Origin of the sequence: Iodidimonas nitroreducens, assembly GCA_000710935.1 — a bacterium.
Taxonomy (GTDB): domain Bacteria; phylum Pseudomonadota; class Alphaproteobacteria; order Sphingomonadales; family Rhodothalassiaceae; genus Iodidimonas; species Iodidimonas nitroreducens.
The window spans coordinates 52,876-72,415 of record BAYV01000010.1 but is presented as its reverse complement, the minus strand read 5'-3'; the positions used below and the strand labels follow the sequence as shown (position 1 = coordinate 72,415).

At 54.8% G+C, this 19,540-nt stretch carries 11 protein-coding genes, 1 tRNA gene and 1 pseudogene; 5 read left to right on the top strand and 8 right to left on the bottom strand.

What is annotated here, in order from left to right; all coding sequences use genetic code 11:
- Positions 1 to 60: 60 nt before the first annotated feature.
- Positions 61 to 3,537: an indolepyruvate ferredoxin oxidoreductase family protein gene (locus AQ1_RS04545; protein WP_042084714.1), complete on the bottom strand. Its 3,477-nt coding sequence runs from the start codon at positions 3,535 to 3,537 to the stop codon at positions 61 to 63.
- 235 nt (positions 3,538 to 3,772) lie between these two features.
- Positions 3,773 to 5,596, bottom strand: a complete 1,824-nt coding sequence (locus AQ1_RS04540; protein WP_313979551.1) for a PHA/PHB synthase family protein — start codon at positions 5,594 to 5,596, stop codon at positions 3,773 to 3,775.
- A 168-nt stretch (positions 5,597 to 5,764) separates the two neighbouring features.
- On the opposite strand from AQ1_RS04540, the gene glpX reads away from it, so the two are divergent.
- Both glpX and recJ read left to right on the top strand, forming a co-directional pair.
- Positions 5,765 to 6,736, top strand: a complete 972-nt coding sequence (gene glpX / locus AQ1_RS04535) for a class II fructose-bisphosphatase (protein WP_042084713.1) — start codon at positions 5,765 to 5,767, stop codon at positions 6,734 to 6,736.
- Positions 6,733 to 8,556: a single-stranded-DNA-specific exonuclease RecJ gene (gene recJ / locus AQ1_RS04530; protein ID WP_313979560.1), complete on the top strand. Its 1,824-nt coding sequence runs from the start codon at positions 6,733 to 6,735 to the stop codon at positions 8,554 to 8,556. Before glpX ends, recJ begins: the two co-directional genes overlap by 4 nt.
- Before the next feature lie 87 nt (positions 8,557 to 8,643).
- On the opposite strand, the pseudogene AQ1_RS04525 reads toward recJ, so the two are convergent.
- Positions 8,644 to 9,903 (bottom strand): annotated as a pseudogene (locus AQ1_RS04525) (IS256 family transposase).
- 181 nt (positions 9,904 to 10,084) lie between these two features.
- Between AQ1_RS04525 and AQ1_RS04520 the strand changes: the two are divergent.
- Positions 10,085 to 10,160, top strand: a tRNA-Glu gene (locus AQ1_RS04520).
- 76 nt (positions 10,161 to 10,236) lie between these two features.
- Here the strand turns inward: AQ1_RS04520 and AQ1_RS04515 are convergent.
- The 5 genes from AQ1_RS04515 to AQ1_RS04495 form a co-directional block, all read right to left on the bottom strand.
- Entirely contained in the window at positions 10,237 to 12,963 is a 2,727-nt protein-coding gene (locus tag AQ1_RS04515) for a cation-transporting P-type ATPase (protein ID WP_152550388.1), read from the bottom strand.
- Positions 12,964 to 13,175: 212 nt separating this feature from the next.
- A complete protein-coding gene (locus AQ1_RS04510) occupies positions 13,176 to 13,892 on the bottom strand; it encodes a cytochrome c biogenesis CcdA family protein (protein ID WP_042084710.1) in 717 nt (238 codons plus the stop codon).
- Complete coding sequence (locus AQ1_RS04505; RefSeq protein WP_042084709.1) at positions 13,885 to 14,307, bottom strand: thioredoxin family protein; 423 nt, start codon at positions 14,305 to 14,307, stop codon at positions 13,885 to 13,887. Before AQ1_RS04505 ends, AQ1_RS04510 begins: the two co-directional genes overlap by 8 nt.
- Before the next feature lie 373 nt (positions 14,308 to 14,680).
- Positions 14,681 to 15,463 carry a DUF5131 family protein gene (locus AQ1_RS04500; RefSeq protein ID WP_042084708.1) on the bottom strand — a complete coding sequence of 261 codons (783 nt, stop codon included), beginning with the start codon at positions 15,461 to 15,463 and terminating at the stop codon, positions 14,681 to 14,683.
- Positions 15,464 to 15,465: 2 nt separating this feature from the next.
- Positions 15,466 to 16,581: a three-Cys-motif partner protein TcmP gene (locus AQ1_RS04495; RefSeq protein WP_042084707.1), complete on the bottom strand. Its 1,116-nt coding sequence runs from the start codon at positions 16,579 to 16,581 to the stop codon at positions 15,466 to 15,468.
- A 558-nt stretch (positions 16,582 to 17,139) separates the two neighbouring features.
- On the opposite strand from AQ1_RS04495, the gene AQ1_RS04490 reads away from it, so the two are divergent.
- A complete protein-coding gene (locus AQ1_RS04490; protein WP_042084705.1) occupies positions 17,140 to 18,627 on the top strand; it encodes a SulP family inorganic anion transporter in 1,488 nt (495 codons plus the stop codon).
- 9 nt (positions 18,628 to 18,636) lie between these two features.
- Positions 18,637 to 19,488 (top strand): universal stress protein, encoded by an 852-nt coding sequence (locus AQ1_RS04485; RefSeq protein WP_042084703.1) that lies wholly within the window; start codon positions 18,637 to 18,639, stop codon positions 19,486 to 19,488.
- The last annotated feature ends 52 nt before the right edge of the window (positions 19,489 to 19,540 follow it).

Genomic DNA, 19,540 nt, shown 5'->3' with positions numbered 1-19,540 from the left:
AACTAGAGAGCACAGAAGCTTTATCTGTTGCGTCTTAACGATTGGTTGTGGGCCGACACATTATTGCGCCGCCATGATTTCAGGGTTTTTGATCGTGGGATCGTTGAACCGATCCAGCAATTCCGCTTTCTTCTTGAGCATCAGTTCGACGCTATCTTCCTTCACCGGGCCAAATCCACGAACCATATCGGGCAGGGCGGCAAGGGCGGTGGCACAATCGAGATTATCCGCCCGCAAGCGTGGCAGAATACGGGCCAGCATGGCTTCATAATCGGCGATCAATTGGCGTTCCATCTTGCGATCGGCGCTATAGCCAAAGGGATCGAAAGGCGTGCCGCGCAGGCCCTTCAATTTGGCCAGGAGCCGGAAGGCCGGCAGCATCCAAGGCCCGAATTCGGTTTTTTTGGGCCTGCCGGTGCGCGGATCGATCTTTGAAAATAAGGGCGGGGCCATATGAAAGCTCAAGCGCACATCGCCCTCGAATTGCGCTTTCAGGCGATTTTCAAAATCGCCCGAGGCATAAAGCCGCGCCACTTCATATTCATCCTTATAGGCCAATAGCTTGAAATAATTATGGATGACCGCCTTGGTCAGGGCCTGATGATCGGCGCCGATCTTGTGCTCGGCGGCCCGCACATCCTCCACCATCGCGCGATAGCGGGCGGCCAGTTTTTTATCCTGATAGTTTTCCAGAAAATGTTCGCGATAGCTTTGGGCTTCATCAAGATTTTTCGCGTGAAAGCGATCCGTCTCGCGATCAAAGGGAGCCACCAGCTTTTCGATCAGCGCCAGATCATGGGCGGCGGCGCGGCCCCAATGCAGGGTCCGCAGATTATTGTCGATAGCCACTTTATTCAATGTGATGGCTTCCTTGATGCTATCAAGGCTCAGCGGGATCAGCCCCTTTTGCCAGGCATAGCCCAGAATGAACATATTGGTGGCGATGGAATCCCCCATCAGGGCCGTGGCCAGCCCGGTGGCGGGCAGGGGAAAGCGGCCATCTTTCATCGTGCGGGCGGCAATCGCCTTTTGCACGGCCAGTTCCTTGAAATCGAGATCGCGATTGCGCACGAAATCGGCCACCGGGGTGAGGGTGGTGTTGATCACCGCGCGGGTGCGTTCTTCTGAAAGGGCGGTTTGCGCATCCTTGCCTGATGCCACCACGCTATCGCAGGCAAGCAACAGATTGGCACCGCCGGTGATGATCTTGGCGCTGGCTTCGCGATCCTGTTCCGCAAATAAGCGGATATGCGAAAGCACCGCTCCGCCTTTTTGCGCCAATCCGGCCATATCGAGAACCGAACAGCCCTTGCCTTCCAGATGCGCGGCCATCCCCAAAAGGGCACCAATGGTCAGCACCCCGGTACCGCCAATGCCGGTCACCAGAATATTATAGCTTTCTTCCAATGCGGGCACCTTTGGCATGGGCACATCAGGCAGATCGGTTTCCTTGCCGCCCGCTTTCGATTTCTTGAGCTGGCCGCCCTTCACCGTCACGAATGAGGGGCAAAAACCCTTGAGACAGGAGAAATCCTTGTTGCAGGTGGATTGATTGATTTGCCGCTTGCGCCCCAATTCGGTTTCCAAAGGCTCAACCGACACGCAATTGGATTGCACCGAGCAATCGCCGCAGCCTTCACAAACCTGATCATTGATGATCACCCGTTTGTCGGGATCTTCCATTTTGCCGCGTTTCCGGCGGCGACGCTTTTCGGCAGCGCAGGTCTGATCATAGATGATCGCCGTTACGCCGTTCATCTCGCGCATTTCATATTGCAGGTTCATCAATTGATCGCGCTCATGCACCTCCACATCGGGGGGCAGGGTGGCTTTGGCATAGATTTCAGGGCGTTCCGAGGCAATCGCCACGCGCCCCACACCTTCGGCCACAAGCTGTGCGGCAATCTGCGGCACGCTTAAATGGCCTTCGGCTTCCTGCCCGCCGGTCATCGCCACGGCATCATTATAAAGCAGCTTATAGGTGATATTCACCTTGGCCGCTACCGAGGCGCGAATGGCCAGAATGCCGGAATGGGAATAGGTGCCATCGCCCAGATTGGCGAAAATATGCTTTTCTTTGGTGAAATGATGGGTGCCGATCCATGGCGTGCCTTCCCCACCCATCTGGGTGAAGGTTTCATTATGGCGATCCATATTGATGGCCATGATATGACAGCCGATCCCGGCCAAAGCGCGGCTGCCCTCGGGAAGCCGGGTCGAGCTGTTATGCGGGCAGCCCGAACAGAAAAACGGCGTGCGCGCGGTTTCGGGCTCATAGGCTTCGGCAGCGGATTTCCGGGCTTCAAACCATGCGAGACGATCCCGGATCAGCGGGGTATTGTGGAAATGCGCAAGCCTTGAAGCAATGGCATGAGAAACAAGGGAAATATCCAGCTCATTATCGGGGGATAAAAGCCAGCGGCCCTTATCATCATGCTTGCCAACAATGCGCGGGCGGGCGCTTTCCTTCCAGTTATAAAGCTGCTGCATGAGCTGATATTCGATCATCTCACGCTTTTCTTCCACCACCAGAACCTCTTCAAGTCCTTCGGCGAAAGCGCGGGCACCTTGGGGTTCCAATGGCCAGACCATGCCCACCTTGTAAAGCCGCAGGCCGATCTCGCTGGCGACCTCTTTGGTGATGCCCATTTCATGGAGGGCCTGGCACACATCGAGATAAGCCTTGCCCGATGCAATGATCCCAAAGCGCGGATTGGGGCTATCCAGAACGACTTTATCGATCTGATTGGCCCGGGCAAAAGCATGGGCGGCAAAGCCCTTATAGCGCTGCAAGCGGGTATCCTGACCCCGCCATGGATCGGGCCAGCGGATATGCAGGCCGCCTTGGGGCATTTCAAAATCGGTGGGCAGGATGATCGAGCGCTTTTCGCCTTCAAGATCAATCGAAGCCGATGTTTCGGCGGTATCGGATGTGGTTTTAAAGGCGACCCAAGCCCCGGTATAGCGCGACATGGCAAGGCCCAGAAGGCCGAATTCAACGAACTCCCGCACGCCCGCAGGATAAAGCACCGGCATCATCGCCGACATGAAATCATGCTCGGTCTGGTGGGGCAGGGTGGATGATTTGGCGGCATGATCATCGCCCGCGATGGCCAGCACGCCGCCATGTTCCATGGTGCCCGCGGCGTTCGCGTGTTTGAACACATCCATGGAGCGATCGACACCGGGGCCCTTGCCATACCAGATGCCGAAAACGCCATCATAAAGGCCCTGACCCGCCAGATTGGATTGCTGGCTTCCCCAGACCGAGGTGGCGGCCAGATCTTCATTGAGGCCGGGCTCGAAATGAACATGGAGGGGTTCAAGATAGGATTTCGCGCGCATCAATTCCATATCATAGGTGCCAAGCGGCGATCCGCGATAACCCGAGATGAAGCCCGCGGTATTAAGCCCGGCCTCGATATCGCGCCAGCGCTGCACGATCGGCAGGCGCACCAGCGCCTGAATACCGGTCATATAAGCGCGGCCCGATCTGAGCTGATATTTATCGTCGAGCGTGACTTTTTGCATGAACATCTGCAGACCCCGGATCAATATGCGCTGCGCCCTCTTTCAGCCTTGCGGCCCGATGCGGGGCCAAAGACTGAACGGGCGTTCTATCAAGGTCCTATTATGACATGCATTGCTCGTAATGAGCTTTCGTTCTTGGGGGGGATTTTGCGCAATAATGCATCACAAAGACGCAATAATTGAAATTTAGGGCACTGCAAAAAAAATCTGCCCCCCCACGCGGGGCCCGGGATCAATGAGCTTATTGCGCCTTCACCTTTACATAGCGGCCGGGGGCCTCTTCGATGGGCGGGAACTGATCGCTGCCGGGATCACGCGCCGGAATTTTCGGCCCGCTATATTTTTCCAGCCATTGCAGCCAATCCGGCCACCATGAGCCGGGGGTTTCGATGGCCTTCGAGGTAAACTCATCAAGGCTTTTGGGCAGCTTTCCCGATTTGGTCCAATATTGGTATTTCTTGGCATCGGGCGGATTGACGACACCGGCAATATGGCCTGATCCCGCAAGCACAAAGCGCTGCGGCCCGGCCAGAATGCCGGTGATTTTATAAACCGATTGTGGCGGTGCGATATGATCTTCGCGCCCGGCCTGAATATAGGCCGGTGTTTTGATGCGCCTGAGATCGATGGATTCTCCGGCCAGTGTCAGCCCGCCGGGTTTGACCAGTGCATTCTCATAATACATCGCGCGCAGATATTGCGCATGCACCCCGGCGGCCAGATTGGTACTGTCGGAATTCCAGTATAAAAGATCAAAGGGGAAGGGCTCTTTGCCCAACAGATAATTATTGACCACAAAAGACCAGATCAGATCATTGGATCGCAGCATATTGAAAGTGCCCGCCATGGCACTGGCATCCAGATAGCCTTTTTTCTGCATCCGACGCGACAGGGCTTCAAGCTGATCTTCATCAACAAAGACCTTCAATTCACCGGCATCTTCGAAATCCACTTGGGCGGTGAAAAAGGTTACGGAAGCGATCCGATCGGCTTCTCCCCGGGCTTCGAGCCAGGCAAGGGTGGCGGCCAGAAGGGTTCCGGCAACGCAATAGCCGATAACATTGATCCCGCGCACGCCGGTGATTTTTTCCACCATCTCCAAAGCGCGCAATTGGCCATCTTTGAGATAATCATCAAGGGTTTTGTCGCGCAGGCTGGCATCGGGGTTTACCCATGAAACCATAAACACCGTGATGCCCTGATCGACACACCATTTGACGAAGCTTTTTTGCGCGGTCAGATCAAGGATATAGAATTTATTGATCCAGGGTGGAAAGATCAGCAGCGGCTTTTCATAAACCTCTTTGGTGTTGGGGCTATATTGAATGAGCTGGAACAAGTCGCATTCATAAACAACCTTGCCCGGGGTGACGGCTACATTGCGCCCCACCTCGAACGCTTTTTCATCGGTCATGGAAATTGAAAGATCGCCGCTGCCCCGCTCCAGATCATTGAGCAGATTTTCCAGGCCCTTGATCAGATTTTCGCCCCGGGTTTCCACCGTTGTTTGCAAGACTTCCGGATTGGTGAGGGCAAAATTGCTGGGGGAAAGGGCATCGATGAACTGGCGGGTGTAAAATTCTGTTTTGCGCTCGTCCTCAGGGTCGAGCCCTTCGGTTTCTTCAACGGCTTTATTGATGTGGCGCGATGCCAGCAGATAGGATTGCTTGATGAAATCGAAAAGCTGATTTTCCGACCATTCCGGGTGTTTGAAGCGCTTATCGCCCTTTTCCGGCGCGATCACCGCCTCGGTTTCCGCCCCCATCATGCGCAAAGTCGCATTCTGCCATAATTGCAGATAATCCTGGAACATCGCCATCTGGGTTTCCGCCAAGCGGGCGGGATCGCTCATCATTTTTGCGGTCAGTTCAAAAAAGGATTCGCCGATATTAAGCGGGTCGATATCCTGATCCTGTTGAGCACCCTGTTGTTTTTTCAGCCATTCCTGGATCAGCTCCTGCGTGCGGGTGGCCACTTTTGCCATATTATCGGAATATGCCTGCCAGTCGGCCTGAGTAAGGGGGCTTTCCGGTGTTTTATCTGCAGCATGATCCGATTGTGTCATGGCCGTCTCCATCATCAGGGGCACGATATTGAAAAAGATTTAGAGGATGCTTTGTTTAGCCTTTTTATGAGATGTACGTTAATTCAAGATACCGTGCAATCAAAGCCCCCGGCTTTTCGAGGTCCGGTATTTTTTGGGTTTAAAGGGAACAGGGGATGAGGAAAAATCATGACAGATAAAGGCACGCTTGACCGGCAACTCGTTCTTGAAATGGTGCGTGTGACCGAAGCAGCGGCCATTGCTGCAGCCCAATGGCGCGGTTTGGGGCGGGAAAAAGAGGCCGATCAGGCAGCCGTTGAAACCATGCGGGCGGCGTTCAACAAGCTTTATATCGATGGCACCGTGGTGATTGGCGAGGGGGAGCGCGATGATGCCCCGATGCTGTTTATCGGCGAAAAAGTGGGTTTGGGCGGGGTGGCGGTTGATATCGCCCTCGATCCTTTGGAAGGCACTGGCCTCACCGCCCGCTGGGCCCCCGATTCCATGGCTGTTCTGGCCATTGCCGAAAAGGGCAATCTGCTCAATGCCCCTGATGTGTATATGGACAAGATCGCCATTGGCGGCGGCTATCCCCAAGGGCTGGTGGATCTGGATCAAAGCCCGACGGCTAATGTGAAGGCAATGGCTGCGGCGAAAAATGTTGCAGTTGGCGAGATCAGCGTTTGCGTGCTTGATCGGCCCCGGCATGAAAAGCTGATCCATGAATTGCGGGCCATTGGGGTTCGGCTGCGCCTGATCCCCGATGGTGATATTGCCGGGGTCATCGCCACCACCGAACCCGATACCGCCATTGATCTTTATATGGGCCAGGGGGGTGCCCCCGAAGGGGTGCTGGCGGCGGCAGCGCTTAATTGCGTGGGCGGGCAGTTTCAGGGGCGGCTGGTTTTCCGCAATGACGATGAAAAGGAACGGGCGCAGCGCATTGGCATCACGGATCTTCATCGTAAATATCAGATGCATGAACTGGCCTGTGGCGATACCATTTTTGCCGCAACCGGTGTGACGGATGGCACCATGATGAAGGGGGTGAGTAAAACCCGGATCGGCTGGCGCACCCATTCCCTGGTGATGCGGGCTTCCACCCGCACGGTGCGTCGCATCCAATCTGATCATATCAAGCATGAGATCGACCGCAATTGAGCACGAAACCCGACATAAGCGCCGATGCCGCGCCCGCGCTTCATCAGGATGCCCTTTTGGGGGTCAGCCGTTCCTTGAGCGGGCGGCATTGGCGGCTCAGGCCCTGTGATGATCGTCTCGCTTTGCACTTAAGCCAGCGTCTTGAACTCGATGAAATCGTTGGGCGGGTGCTGGCGGGCCGGGGCATTGACATCGATGCGGCCGAGGCGTTTCTCCAGCCCGTTTTGCGCCAGAGCCTGCCTGATCCCTCGCGCTTTGCGGATATGGATGTGGCGGCCGATCGCGTGGCCAAAGCCATTATGGGTGGAGAAAAAATAGCGATTTTTGGCGATTATGATGTGGATGGGGCCACATCCTCCGCTTTGCTGTGGCGGTTTTTCGCTGCTGTGGGGGCGGTGGCGCGGATCTATATCCCGGATCGCCTGCGCGAGGGTTATGGCCCCAATGAAGCGGCTTTGCGGATTTTGGCGGATGAACAGACCCAAGTGGTGATCACCGTTGATTGCGGTACCTTGTCGTTCGAGCCCTTGAAGGCGGCGCAGGCCATGGGCCTTCATATGATCGTTGTTGATCATCATAAGGCCGAAAGCGCCTTGCCGCCTGCGGTGGCGGTGATCAATCCCAATCGCCTTGATGAAGATGGCACTTATGGGCAGCTTGCCGCTGTGGGGGTGAGCTTTCTTCTGGTAGTGGCGATCAATCGTGCTTTGCGCGCGGCGGGCTGGTATGGGGCGAGCCGGCCTGAACCGGATCTGATGCAATGGCTGGATCTGGTGGCTTTGGGCACGGTGTGTGATGTGGTGCCGCTCACCGGGGTGAACAGGGCCTTTGTGGCGCAGGGATTGAAGGTGCTGGCCCGGCGGCATAATATCGGACTGGCGGCGCTTGCTGATGTGGCGCGCATGGATCAGATGCCGGGGGTTTATCATCTGGGCTTTTTGCTGGGCCCACGGGTGAATGCCGGTGGCCGGGTGGGTGAAGCTGATCTGGGGGCGCGGTTGCTGACCACTGATGATCCTGAAAAAGCAAGGCACATGGCCGAGCAGCTTGATTTCTATAATACCGAACGCCAGGCGCTGGAAGCCGCCGTTGCCGATGAAGCCCTGGCGCAGGTGCTGAAGGAAAACGCGGGCGGCGATCCTCATCCGCTGGTTTTTGCAGCGGGTGAGGGCTGGCATCCCGGGGTGATCGGGATTGTTGCCTCGCGGCTCACCGAACGCTTTGGCCGCCCCGCTTTCGTGATCGCCATCGATGATAAGGGCGAGGCGAAAGGCTCGGTGCGATCGATTCCCCATGTGGATATTGGTGCGGCGGTGATTGAAGCGGTGCGGCTGGGCCATCTCGAAAAGGGCGGCGGCCATGCCATGGCGGCGGGTTTCAGCGCATCGGCGCAAAAGCTTCCGGCATTTCGTGATTTTCTTGAGCAATGGCTTTTGGCGCGGGTGGAAAAGGCCCGGGCGGGCCGCCTGCATGAGGTGGATTGTGTGCTCAGCCTGAAAGGGGCCAGCCTTGAATTGGTTACGGCTCTTGAACGCCTTGGCCCTTTTGGTATGGGCAATCCGGCGCCGCGTTTTGTTTTGCCCGATCTTGATCTGGTGCGCTGCGATGAAGTGGGCCGTGGCCATGTGCGCTGCATTTTCGGGAGCCGTGGGGGCGGGCGATTGAAGGCGATTGCCTTTCGCGCGGCCGATCAGGATTTGGGGGCGGCCCTTCTTGGGGGCGTGGGCAAGCGCTTTCATCTGGCAGGCAGGCTCAAGATCGATGAATGGGGCATGACGCCAAAAATCGAAATGACCATCGATGATGCCGCCCTCGTTTAAGGAGGGCGATCAGGCTGCATCTTTGGATATGCGGGAGTGTCATGACCTTTGTGTATCTGGTCTGGCCCATGGGGGTTTCAGATACGGTCACGCGTTGAAGCGTTCATCGAACATTATGGCGAACTGATTGCGGGCGGCAAACCATTTCTGGACAGTCCTGCCGCCTTTCTCGAAGTTTCGGATCGCCAGATAGATCAGCTTGGTCGCAGCCTCCTCGGTTGGGAAGGATCCCCGGGTTTTGATCGATTTACGGATGACGCGGTTCAGGCTCTCGATGGCATTGGTCGTGTAGATGATCTTGCGAATGGCCGGATCGAAGGCAAAGAACGGGATCACCTCCTGCCAGGCCCGCCGCCAGGCCGGGGCGATGGAGGCATATTTTCCGGCCCATTTTTCCTCAAACGCGTTCAGTTCGGCAGCAGCCTGATCGGCCGTTGGGGCGCTGTAAATCAGGCGCAGATCGGCGGCCACGGCCTTGCGGTCCTTCCAGGCGCAGACGTTCAGAGAATGGCGCACCAGATGCACGATACAGGTCTGAACCGTGGCCTCCGGGAAGGCGGTGGTGATGGCGTCAGGAAAGCCCTTGAGCCCGTCCACGACCGCGATCAGGATGTCCTGAACCCCGCGGTTCTTCAGTTCCGTCATCACGGATAACCAGAATTTGGCACCCTCGCTCTCAGCAACCCATAGGCCAAGCACCTCGCGCACCCCGTCACGGGTGACGCCTAAGGCCACGTAAACCGCCTTGTTTTTCACCATCCGGCTGTCGGCATCACGGATTTTGACCCGCAGAGCGTCAAAAATGATGATGGGATACATCCGCTCCAGCGCCCGGCTTTGCCAGTCACGCACCTCGTCCAGCACGGCATCGGTCACGCGGCTGATCAGGTCTGGCGAGACCTGTAAGCCATAGACATCCTCAAGGTGGGCACGGATGTCGCGCACTGTCAGTCCGGCGGCATAAAGGCCAACGATCTTGTCGTCGATCCCGTCGATCCGGGTCTGGCCCTTCTTCACCAGTTCGGGCGTGAAACTACCGTCCCGGTCTCGCAGCACGGCGATCGGCAGTTCACCGTCTTGGCCCTTTAATCTCTTGGCGGATGAACCATTGCGCCGGTTGGGTTGATCGGGCGGCGCGTCCTTGCCCTCCTCATAGCCCAGATGCGCCGTCAACTCGGCCCCCAGCATCATCCTTCGGGCTTACGCGGCCGCACTGCGGCCACGGTCCCTTCGGATCATCAGCTTGATCTTGAGCTCTTTCATCAGCCCGGCATCGCCAAGCAGATCCTCAGGCCGCTCGCAGCCCTTCAGCAATTCGTCCAGTAGTTCTTTCGAAATCGTTATCATCCTTGCTTCTTTCAGGAAACATGGACCAAATCCCACTTACACAAAACACCGGACACTCTCGGATATGCGCGCAAAATCCGCGTATTTTTGCACGCGGGATCAAATATTTTTCGGATTTTGGCGAAGGGTGCTTGACGGATCATGCCTGCATTGTCTAAACACCGCTCCACGCAAGCCGCACGGCCCCTTCGTCTAGCGGTCTAGGACGTCGCCCTTTCACGGCGAAAACACGGGTTCGAGTCCCGTAGGGGTCACCATTTCCTGACATCATGAAATTATATTGAAATGCGCTTGGCTTGGCCAATAGCGGCAGGCTCTAGAGCATATCAGACGCTATGCCCGAACATCATCATTCATCACTTTTTTCGACAGCCGAAGGCGGATCTGCTTTTCGGTTTCGATGATCGCAAACAGGGCCACGCCAACGCCGACAATCAGCATACCATCCTTCAATGAGATGGGCTTTGTGGCAAAAACGGTTTGCATGAACGGCAGATAGGTGAGAGCGAACTGCGCGACAGTAATAACGATGACCACTGTCCACACCATTCTGGTTCCGCGCACCGCCTTCCATGTCAGCGATGTTCCATAGATATTCCGGATGAAGAACAGGTGGAATATTTCCATCACCACCAGCGTATTGAGGGCGATGGTGCGGGCGAGTTCCAGTGTGTAGCCCTGATTAATGGCATAGTGATACATGCCGAACACGCCGCAAAGGAACAGGATCGAGACCAGAATGATATGCCAGATCAATCCGCCGGTCAGCAGCGGTTGATCACGCGGGCGCGGCGGACGGCGCATGGTGCTTTCTTCTGTGGGCTCAAAGGCAAGCGCCATGCCTAGGGTTACAGTGGTGATCAGATTGACCCATAAAATCTGGACCGGGGTTATCGGCAGCGTCATCCCCGCCAATAAAGCGACGATGATGGTCATCGCTTCGCCCGCACTGGTTGGGAGCGTCCAGCTGATGACCTTTTTGATATTGTCGTAAACAGTGCGGCCTTCGCGCACGGCGGCGGCGATGGAAACGAAATTATCATCCGCCAGCACCAGATCCGCTGCTTCCTTGGCCGCTTCACTGCCTTTCATCCCCATGGCGATGCCCGCATCCGCGCGTTTCAGGGCGGGTGCATCATTCACGCCATCTCCGGTCATTGCCACGGTCAAGCCATGGGATTGCAGCGCCATCACCAATCGCAGCTTATGTTCCGGGCTGGTCCGGGCGAAAATGTCGCAATCCAGAACGGCCTGATGCAGCGTGGCATCATCCATGTTGTCGAGATTGCGTCCGCTCAAAACCTGTTCGGGGTTTTTCAGGCCAATTTGTTTGGCAATCGCGGCGGCCGTTTGTGCATGGTCGCCGGTGATCATTTTCACCCGGATGCCGGCTTGATGGCAGTCTTCGACGGCGGCTATCGCCTCAGCACGCGGCGGGTCGATCATGCCCGTCATGCCCAAAAGCGTGAGCGTGCCTTCAACATCTTTATGCTCAAGCGCTTTATGGTCGGCTTCCACCGGCCTGATGGCAAAGGCAAGCACCCGTTGGCCGAGCGCCGCGATGGAACAGGCTTTCTCATGCCAGTCATGGATCGCCAGCGCTTCCGTTTCGCCATCCATGCCGCGCTGATCCCGGCACATGGCCAGAATTTTTTCCGGTGCGCCTTTGACGAAAATGAAGGCTCGGCCTTCATGGTCATGATTAAGGGTCGCCATGAAGCGGTGCTTGGCATCGAAGGGGATGATGTCGGCGCGTGTCCACAGGGCCTGTGTCTTGCCAACATCCTGCTCCATCTTTCCGGCGAAGGCGAGAAGCGCCCCTTCCATCGGGTCGCCTTCCACCATCCATAGGCCGCCTTGCTGGCGCAGGACCGCATCATTGCACAGGGCCGCCGCACGGCCGAGTTCTGAAAGCAGGTCATGATCGGATGGCTCCACCTGCGCGTCGAGAAGCTTGAGTGCCCCCATGGGCGCATAGCCTTCACCTTCCAAAGTGAAGAGATGCCGAACGGTCAGGATAGAGGCCACCATCATTTCATTGCGGGTGAGGGTGCCGGTTTTATCGGTGCAGATAACGGAAACCGACCCCAAAGTTTCAATCGCTGGCAAATGCCGGACAATGGCATTGCGGCGCGCCATGGCCTGAACGCCGATGGCCAGCGTGATGGTCAGCACGGCGGGCAATCCTTCGGGAATCGCGGCAACTGAGAGCCCGACCACCGCCATGAACGTCTCCGTGAACTCATGGCGGCTGACAAAATAGCCATAAACCAACAGGAGCGCGGCAATCAGCAGGATGAAGATGGTCAGCCATCTGGCAAAAACAGCCATCTGCGCCACAAGGGGTGTGGTCAGCGTTTCAACCTTTGAAAGCAGTCCGCTGATGCGCCCGATCTCGGTTTGGCTGCCGGTGCCAACGACCACGCCTTTTCCCTGCCCGGTCGTGACCAGGGTACCGGAAAATGCCATGCATGATCGGTCTCCCAAGGCAGCATTTTCAGCTACTGGCTCTATATGTTTCTCAACGGGTACGGATTCCCCGGTCAGGATAGCTTCCTGCACCGCCATGCCATGCGCGGCCAAAAGGCGCAGATCGGCGGGCACTTTGTCTCCGGCTTCAAGCAAGACAATATCACCGGGAACGAGGTGATCGCCTTTGATGCTGTGGCGTTCCCCATCGCGGAGCACAGTGGCGTGGGGGGCGAGCATATGGCGAATGGCATCCATCGCCTTTTCCGCCTTGCCTTCCTGAATGAAGCCGATCAGGGCATTGGCAAGGACCACGGCCAGAATGACGCCTGTATCGATCCAATGGCCGAGCGCTGCTGTCAGCACTGCAGAGCCAAGGAGCACATAGATCAGAAGATGGTGAAATTGCTTGAGAAAGCGCAGGAAGTCGCTTTGTCGGGGGCCTTCCGGCAGCCGGTTCGGGCCGAATTTTGCCAGCCGATTTGTCGCCTCGGCTTCAGAAAGGCCGCCCGCCTGCGTCTCTAGGCGGTCGAGCGACTCCTTGGTTGTTAAGATGTGCCATGATGGCTGGCGCTGATCCGCATTTGGCATAGTCATCGATCCCCCATGCAATCAAGATGCCATCACCGGCGAGTAGCAGATTGTGGATATTGTGCCAAAAAAGCCTCATTATGAAGAGGCCAGCATGCACTATAAAATCAGTGATGGCATAGGGAAATGAGCAGAATGGATGATGCGCTGCGCGACGCGATGATGGCTGTCTTTCCCTCACGACCCCGGGGATGGCCCCGGGGGTCATGGATTTAAAATTGCGTGGTAAATTCGATGAGCCATTGCGGCATGATGTCGAGCATCGCGGATTCGATCATGCGATCAATCCCGGATAAGATCAGCACACCCACGAAAAGCAGGGCCATGCCAAATATCGGTTTGGCATAGCGCGCCAGCGCTTGAAGCCTTTGCTTGCGCCCTGCCAGCGCTTTGCGTGAGCCATAGGCGAAGGCCAAAATTGAGGTGGCGACCCCCAAGCCGAAAACCAGAAAAATGCCAAAGGCGCCGGCGAGATTTTCGCCCCGGCTGGCGGCGGCGATGGCCACGCCAAGGGTTGGGCCCACACAAGGTGCCCAAACCAGCCCCAAAAGCGCCCCAATGCTGAATTGACCGGCAAGGCCATCCCCCGATATTCGGTCAAGCATACGATTGCCGCCACTCACCAACGGGCCGGTGGCCGTGACAAAGGCCATCTGGGCGCGGGACAATAGAAAGAGCAACCCCGCCGCAACCAGAAGCACCCCCGCCCCCATGCGTAAAAGCTCCTGATCCAGCCCGATGGAAAAACCAAAAGCAAGAATCAGAAGCCCGAACGTTGAGAACGAAAACACCAGGCCCGCAGCCAGCGCCGCCGGACCATAGCGGCTTTGGCTGAGGGATGATCCAACAAGGATCGGCAGGATCGGCAGCACACAGGGATTGAGGATCGTCACCAAGCCTGCGAGATAGGCAAGGGCAGCACTACCCATCAGAACGATCCGAAGGGGTGATCTGGTCGACGCTCTCGAACACGAAGCTGCGCAGGCGCTCGCGGTCGGTTTCAGCAATGGAGCGGTTCACCTCGGTTGCCCCGTCGAAAATCAGGATAGTGGATTGCCGTGGCACATTATAGGTGCGCAGAAAATCCTTATGGGTGTCATAGTCGAGCTTGACAAAGACCACATTCCCCAAACGATCTTCGGTTGCAAGTTCATCAAGGATCGGCTTTTGCGCCCGACAGGTTGGGCACCAATCGGCACTGATATCAACGAGCTGCGTGCGCCCGTCTTTCTGCGCCTGCGCAAAGGCTTCTTTGGAATAATCCACCCATTCTGCATGGGCTGCCCCGGTTCCCAGCACCAAAGCTAAGCCGATGCTGGAAAGAATCTTAATGAAAAATCGCATTCGTCTCTCCCGTCCCTTGATTTTATTTGAAGCCGATCAAGACTATACTCTGATCGTGCGGGAGATATGGAGGCATCGCTTGCCCGCGCAATTCACGATCCCGTTATGCGGTTGGGGATGTTCTGGCTAAACATGTGCCAGCTTGCTTTCATTTGGGTTGAGGCGCATTTGGAGTTGCAGGGATAGTTTGCAGCTTCGTTAAGATTGTGAGAATCATGGATTGATAGATGCGTTTCAATATGTTTTCGATGTTTTACTCTTAATAACTCTGATGTATTTTTTATTGCCTATGAGAGTTTTTATATAAATCAGGTCAGTGAATAAAGAAAAGACAGCATTAATCATATAAAATTATTTCAAGTGGGAATATTGTTTAGGCGAATAATGTTTCCAAGCTTGCATCGCTTTTTTGGGGGCTTTTGGGAAATTCGTCCCAAGTTAGACCATCGAGTGTACGTCCTGTTTTCTTTTTGTTAACGCCGCCCCATTGCTTAAAATGAAAGGCGACACCAGCTGTTAGGCATTGATCGCGTATTGATCGCACCCAAGTTGGGTTCATCGGTCTTGCGCCTGGGCCGCTTTCCCCACCCGCGATTACCCAGTCAATGTAATCAAGGTTCATATTCTCAAGCGGACCCAGCAACGGCTCTAAACTTAGAAACTTGATCGCGGCCTCAGTCCTACGCAGATGGTCAATGCGGTAAAGATAATCAGCATTTTCGACACTGACCCCCATCCAGACATTGTGCGGCCAATCGAGATCAAGAGCGATCTCTTCGAGACGCTCCGCGCGCTTCGTCAAAATCTGGTAGGTATGCTGTGGGGTTGCTCTCATCGTCTCGAAAACCCGTTTCACAAATTCGAGCGGCACTTTGTCGTGGAACAGGTCTGACATTGAGTTCACGAAAATCATGCGGCCAGTGCGCCATGTTGCGGGCAACTTGAGGCTATCCTCGTCAACCCGCACAACTCCGTTCCACTTCGGCCGTCCGCCAGACATCCGCGTGGTGCCCCCGTATTTCGGTTGCCCCATGGCTTCGAGCCGCCGCGCCATTCGCATGGCGTAGCAATTTGTGCAGCCTGGCGAGATCACGTTACAGCCCACGACTGGGTTCCAAGTGGCTTCTGTCCATTCGATTGATGAATTGGTGGCCAAGCTCAATCCCCATCCTTAAATTTAATTTTAACATGGTCAGGATATGTGCCTTTTCGACGTCTATCCTTTGTCGAGCATGCTAACACGTTGCCAGAATCTTCCAAGGCCCTTAGAGCTTCCCTGTAATTCTTCTTGACATAAGGCTTGCTGACGCTGTGTCGCTCGTAGATTTCGGTGAGCGACAGAGTTTGCCCCGCGAAGTCTTCCAGCAACATTTGCTTCAGCATGGACATTGGCTGGGTCAGCGAAAAAAGCAGCGGCATCGACGCATCAGCGGGGGAGTAGGCGAGCGACGGGACACCTTCGTCGAGCGTCGAGCTTTCCGCCGCCATTATATCCTTCATAATTTCATAGCCTTTGAAGTGCTTTGAGACGAAAATCAGTTTGTGCGAGGTGCGTGTGCCTTCACTGTTCCGGAACGTAAACGGCAGCACGTACTGGCCGCCGAGAGACCGGATTTCGTTGGCCAGCTCTTCAAGAATGGCAGCTTCTCGCAACTCTGGCGTCAAACCGGGCAGCCTTGCCCTCAGGGCATCCGCGCGCTCTTCTCCGAACAGTGCATCCATATGCTTCTTCACACCGGGATTGTTGATCCCCGCATTGATCCGATTGTAGTTGAAGAAGAAGACGCAGTCACAACCCCAATCTTTTATGACACCCTTTACGATCCGCAACGATAGGCCTTTGTAGCCAAAGGGATCGACGAACGAGAATGATGGGACAAGCCGTGTTTCGTTGAAATAAGTGGCAGCGTCGTCATCGACTTCACCACACGTCACAACTGGCTTGTATTTCAGCTTTTCGATACCGGGCAGCTTTTCGATTTCCGTCTGAAGCGTTGAGGTTTTATCGCCATCCGCGTCATTGAAATAAGCAGTGAGCATTTGCGACATCTGCGGATGATTGATGGCCGTTTGCAGGACAAGCAGGGGTGTGGAGGCTGCGCCGTCTTTATAACGGCCTGGGCCTGCATAGAGGTCCATATACGCGATCTTTCCGCCCCGCTTCGCCACCGTTGGCATGACGACCTGCGCCCAAGTGGAGAAGTACTTGTTCACGATGCGAGCTTTGACTTCGGATTGATCCGTTCGCTCTTCGAAAAATCTCTTTGTTGCCATCTTATGTCACTTTCTAGATTTTTATAAAAAATATGACTAATTTTAACTGCATAATATCTTAAATGGAGAATATTTATAACAATAACAACTAATAAAATATCTTTACTATTTTCTATGAGACCTTCAAGCGGAAAATTCCTATCATCCAAACCATCTTTTGCGCGCATTCTTACAGTGCAAGGGTCGATTATGCATGAGGGGGGCAATCGTGCCTTGCCTGATGGCGCAGAGTGGCATATGGAGAGACCTGAAAAATGGTGCAGCGCATCATAAACCGTTTATGTTAGATGATTGACGACAGGATTTTGATCGGGATTTAAATAACAGATAAAGAGCAAAGCGCAATTTCTGTCGCGTTTAGCTCTTTAAAAATGAGCAAGATATCAGCCTGTGCCGCCTATGCTGCCTGTGCACCGGCATCTTTGTTTTAAAAACATCGCATCATCTTCATCTGCCATTCATCTCCCCGGCCGATCCGGGGGGCTAGCATCCGATATGTGCCTTTGCCCGCTTTGTTTGTGTTGGGCTTGCGTTCTCGATTCATTGATAAGGGTTTCTATGCTGCTGAAATTAAAAGAAGAATGGTTCTCTAATATCAGGGGGGATCTGCTGGCCGGGCTTGTCGTTGCTTTAGCCCTGATACCGGAAGCCATTGCCTTTTCCATCATCGCCGGGGTTGATCCCAAGGTGGGATTATATGCTTCATTCTCAATTTCCGTGATCATCGCCATTGTTGGCGGGCGACCGGGGATGATTTCTGCGGCTACCGGGGCGATGGCCCTGTTGATGGTCACTTTGGTCAAAGAACATGGGCTGGAATATCTGCTGGCCGCCACCCTTTTAACCGGGGTGATCCAGATTCTGGCCGGGACTTTGAAGCTGGGCAGTTTGATGCGCTTTGTTTCGCGCTCGGTGGTCACCGGCTTTGTCAATGCCCTGGCCATTCTGATTTTCATCGCGCAACTGCCCGAGCTGACCCATGTGACATGGCATGTTTATGCCATGACTGCGGCGGGGCTGGGGATCATCTATCTGTTCCCCTATCTGCCCTATATCGGGAAAAGCATTCCGTCGCCTTTGGTCTCGATTGTGGTTCTGACATTGGCGGCTATTTTCTTTGGCCTTGAGATCCGCACTGTGGGCGATATGGGGCAGTTGCCTGATACCTTGCCCATCTTTTTATGGCCCGAAGTGCCGCTTAATCTTGAAACACTGATGATCATCCTGCCTTATTCCGTAGGGCTTGCGGTGGTTGGTTTGCTGGAATCGCTGATGACCGCCACCATCGTCGATGATCTGACAGACCGGCCCAGCGATAAAAATCGTGAATGCAAAGGCCAGGGGATTGCCAATATCGGGGCCGGATTGCTGGGCGGCATGGCTGGTTGCGCCATGATCGGCCAATCGATCATCAATGTAAAATCCGGAGGGCGGGGGCGTTTATCGACCTTTGCCGCCGGGATTTATCTTTTGGTGATGGTGGTGTTTTTGGGGGAATGGCTGCAACAAATCCCTATGGCCGCTTTGGTTTCGGTGATGATCATGGTGGCCATCGGTACTTTTTCCTGGAGCTCGATCAAAGATATCAAAAAACACCCCTTTTCAACGAATATCGTGATGATTGCCACGGTGATCGTGGTGGTGGCCACGCATAATCTGGCGATTGGCGTTTTGGTGGGCGTGCTTTTGGCGACCTTGTTCTTTGCCCATAAAATTGGCCGTTTCATGGTGGTGAAATCACGGAAAGCCGATGAAGATACGCGCGTTTATGAGGTCATCGGGCAGGTTTTCTTTGCCTCGTCGCAATCCTTTATCGGCTCATTTGATTTCAAGGAAGCGGTGCCCCGGGTGATCATCGATCTTGATGGCGCGCATTTTTGGGATATTACCGCCGTGGCGACTTTGGATAAGGTGGTGATCAAGTTCAGGCGCGAAGGGGCGCAGGTTGAAATCGTGGGGATGAGCAAAGCCACCGAAACGATTGTTGACAAATTCGGGGTTTATAATGATCCCGAAAAAGTTGAAAAGCTGATGGCTGGTCATTAAGGACATAGAATGAATAAAATAATCACATGTATCGATGGCTCGGCCTTGTCTCATGGGGTGTGTCAGGCAGGCGTTTGGGCCTCTAATAAACTCAGCAAAACCCTTTTACTCCTTCATGCCATTGAAAAATCGAACACGCCTTCGGCTGAAGATCTGAGCGGAGCCATCGGCCTGGGGGCGCGTACCACGCTTTTGCAGGAAATGGTGTCTTTGGATGAGCAGCGCGGCAAAGTGGCTTTGGAGCTTGGCAGGGAAATCCTTGACCATGCCGCCCAAATGGCATCAGCCCAAGCCCGGGAGCATATCGAAAAAATTCAGCGCCATGGCGGGATTGTGGATGCTATTTGCGACCTGGAAGCGGATGCGCGGATCATCGTTATGGGGCGAAAGGGGGCAGGCAGCGGCGAGAATGTGAAGGCGCTTGGATCGCATATCGAACAGATCATTCGTCGGGTTCACACGCCGGTTTTGATCGTGAGCCGGGATTTTGTTGAACCCAAAAATTTCATGCTGGCCTATGATGGCCGGGAAACGGCGGATAAAGCCGTTAAACGGATCATCGAAGGCGGATTGCTTTATAATATGACCTGCCATCTGGTGACGGTGAATAATAATCAGGCGGGCCTGTTCGATAAATTCAAAAGCACCGAAGCCATGCTGGTGGCGCATGGATTTGATGTGCAGTCCAGCTTTCTGGAAGGCAATGTTTTTAATGTGCTGATGGATTACAAAAAAGATCAGCATGTGGATTTGCTGGTGATGGGGGCTTTTTCACGCTCTAAATTGGCCACCGTTTTTCTGGGCAGCAACACCTTGAAAATGATCGAAAACACCCTGCGCCCCCTGCTGGTTTTACGCTAGGCCTATAGAAATTCAGTGGGCTTTTAGAGTGTAATCTGCACTTATTTTCCGT

What these genes read in the sequence shown, in the direction of transcription:
- AQ1_RS04545 (WP_042084714.1), bottom strand. Translation starts at nt 3,537, where the DNA reads ATGTTCATGCAAAAAGTCACGCTCGACGATAAATATCAGCTCAGATCG.
- AQ1_RS04540 (WP_313979551.1), bottom strand. Translation starts at nt 5,596, where the DNA reads ATGACACAATCGGATCATGCTGCAGATAAAACACCGGAAAGCCCCCTT.
- glpX (WP_042084713.1), top strand. Translation starts at nt 5,765, where the DNA reads ATGACAGATAAAGGCACGCTTGACCGGCAACTCGTTCTTGAAATGGTG.
- AQ1_RS04515 (WP_152550388.1), bottom strand. Translation starts at nt 12,963, where the DNA reads ATGCCAAATGCGGATCAGCGCCAGCCATCATGGCACATCTTAACAACC.
- AQ1_RS04510 (WP_042084710.1), bottom strand. Translation starts at nt 13,892, where the DNA reads ATGGGTAGTGCTGCCCTTGCCTATCTCGCAGGCTTGGTGACGATCCTC.
- AQ1_RS04505 (WP_042084709.1), bottom strand. Translation starts at nt 14,307, where the DNA reads ATGCGATTTTTCATTAAGATTCTTTCCAGCATCGGCTTAGCTTTGGTG.
- AQ1_RS04495 (WP_042084707.1), bottom strand. Translation starts at nt 16,581, where the DNA reads ATGGCAACAAAGAGATTTTTCGAAGAGCGAACGGATCAATCCGAAGTC.
- AQ1_RS04490 (WP_042084705.1), top strand. Translation starts at nt 17,140, where the DNA reads ATGCTGCTGAAATTAAAAGAAGAATGGTTCTCTAATATCAGGGGGGAT.
- AQ1_RS04485 (WP_042084703.1), top strand. Translation starts at nt 18,637, where the DNA reads ATGAATAAAATAATCACATGTATCGATGGCTCGGCCTTGTCTCATGGG.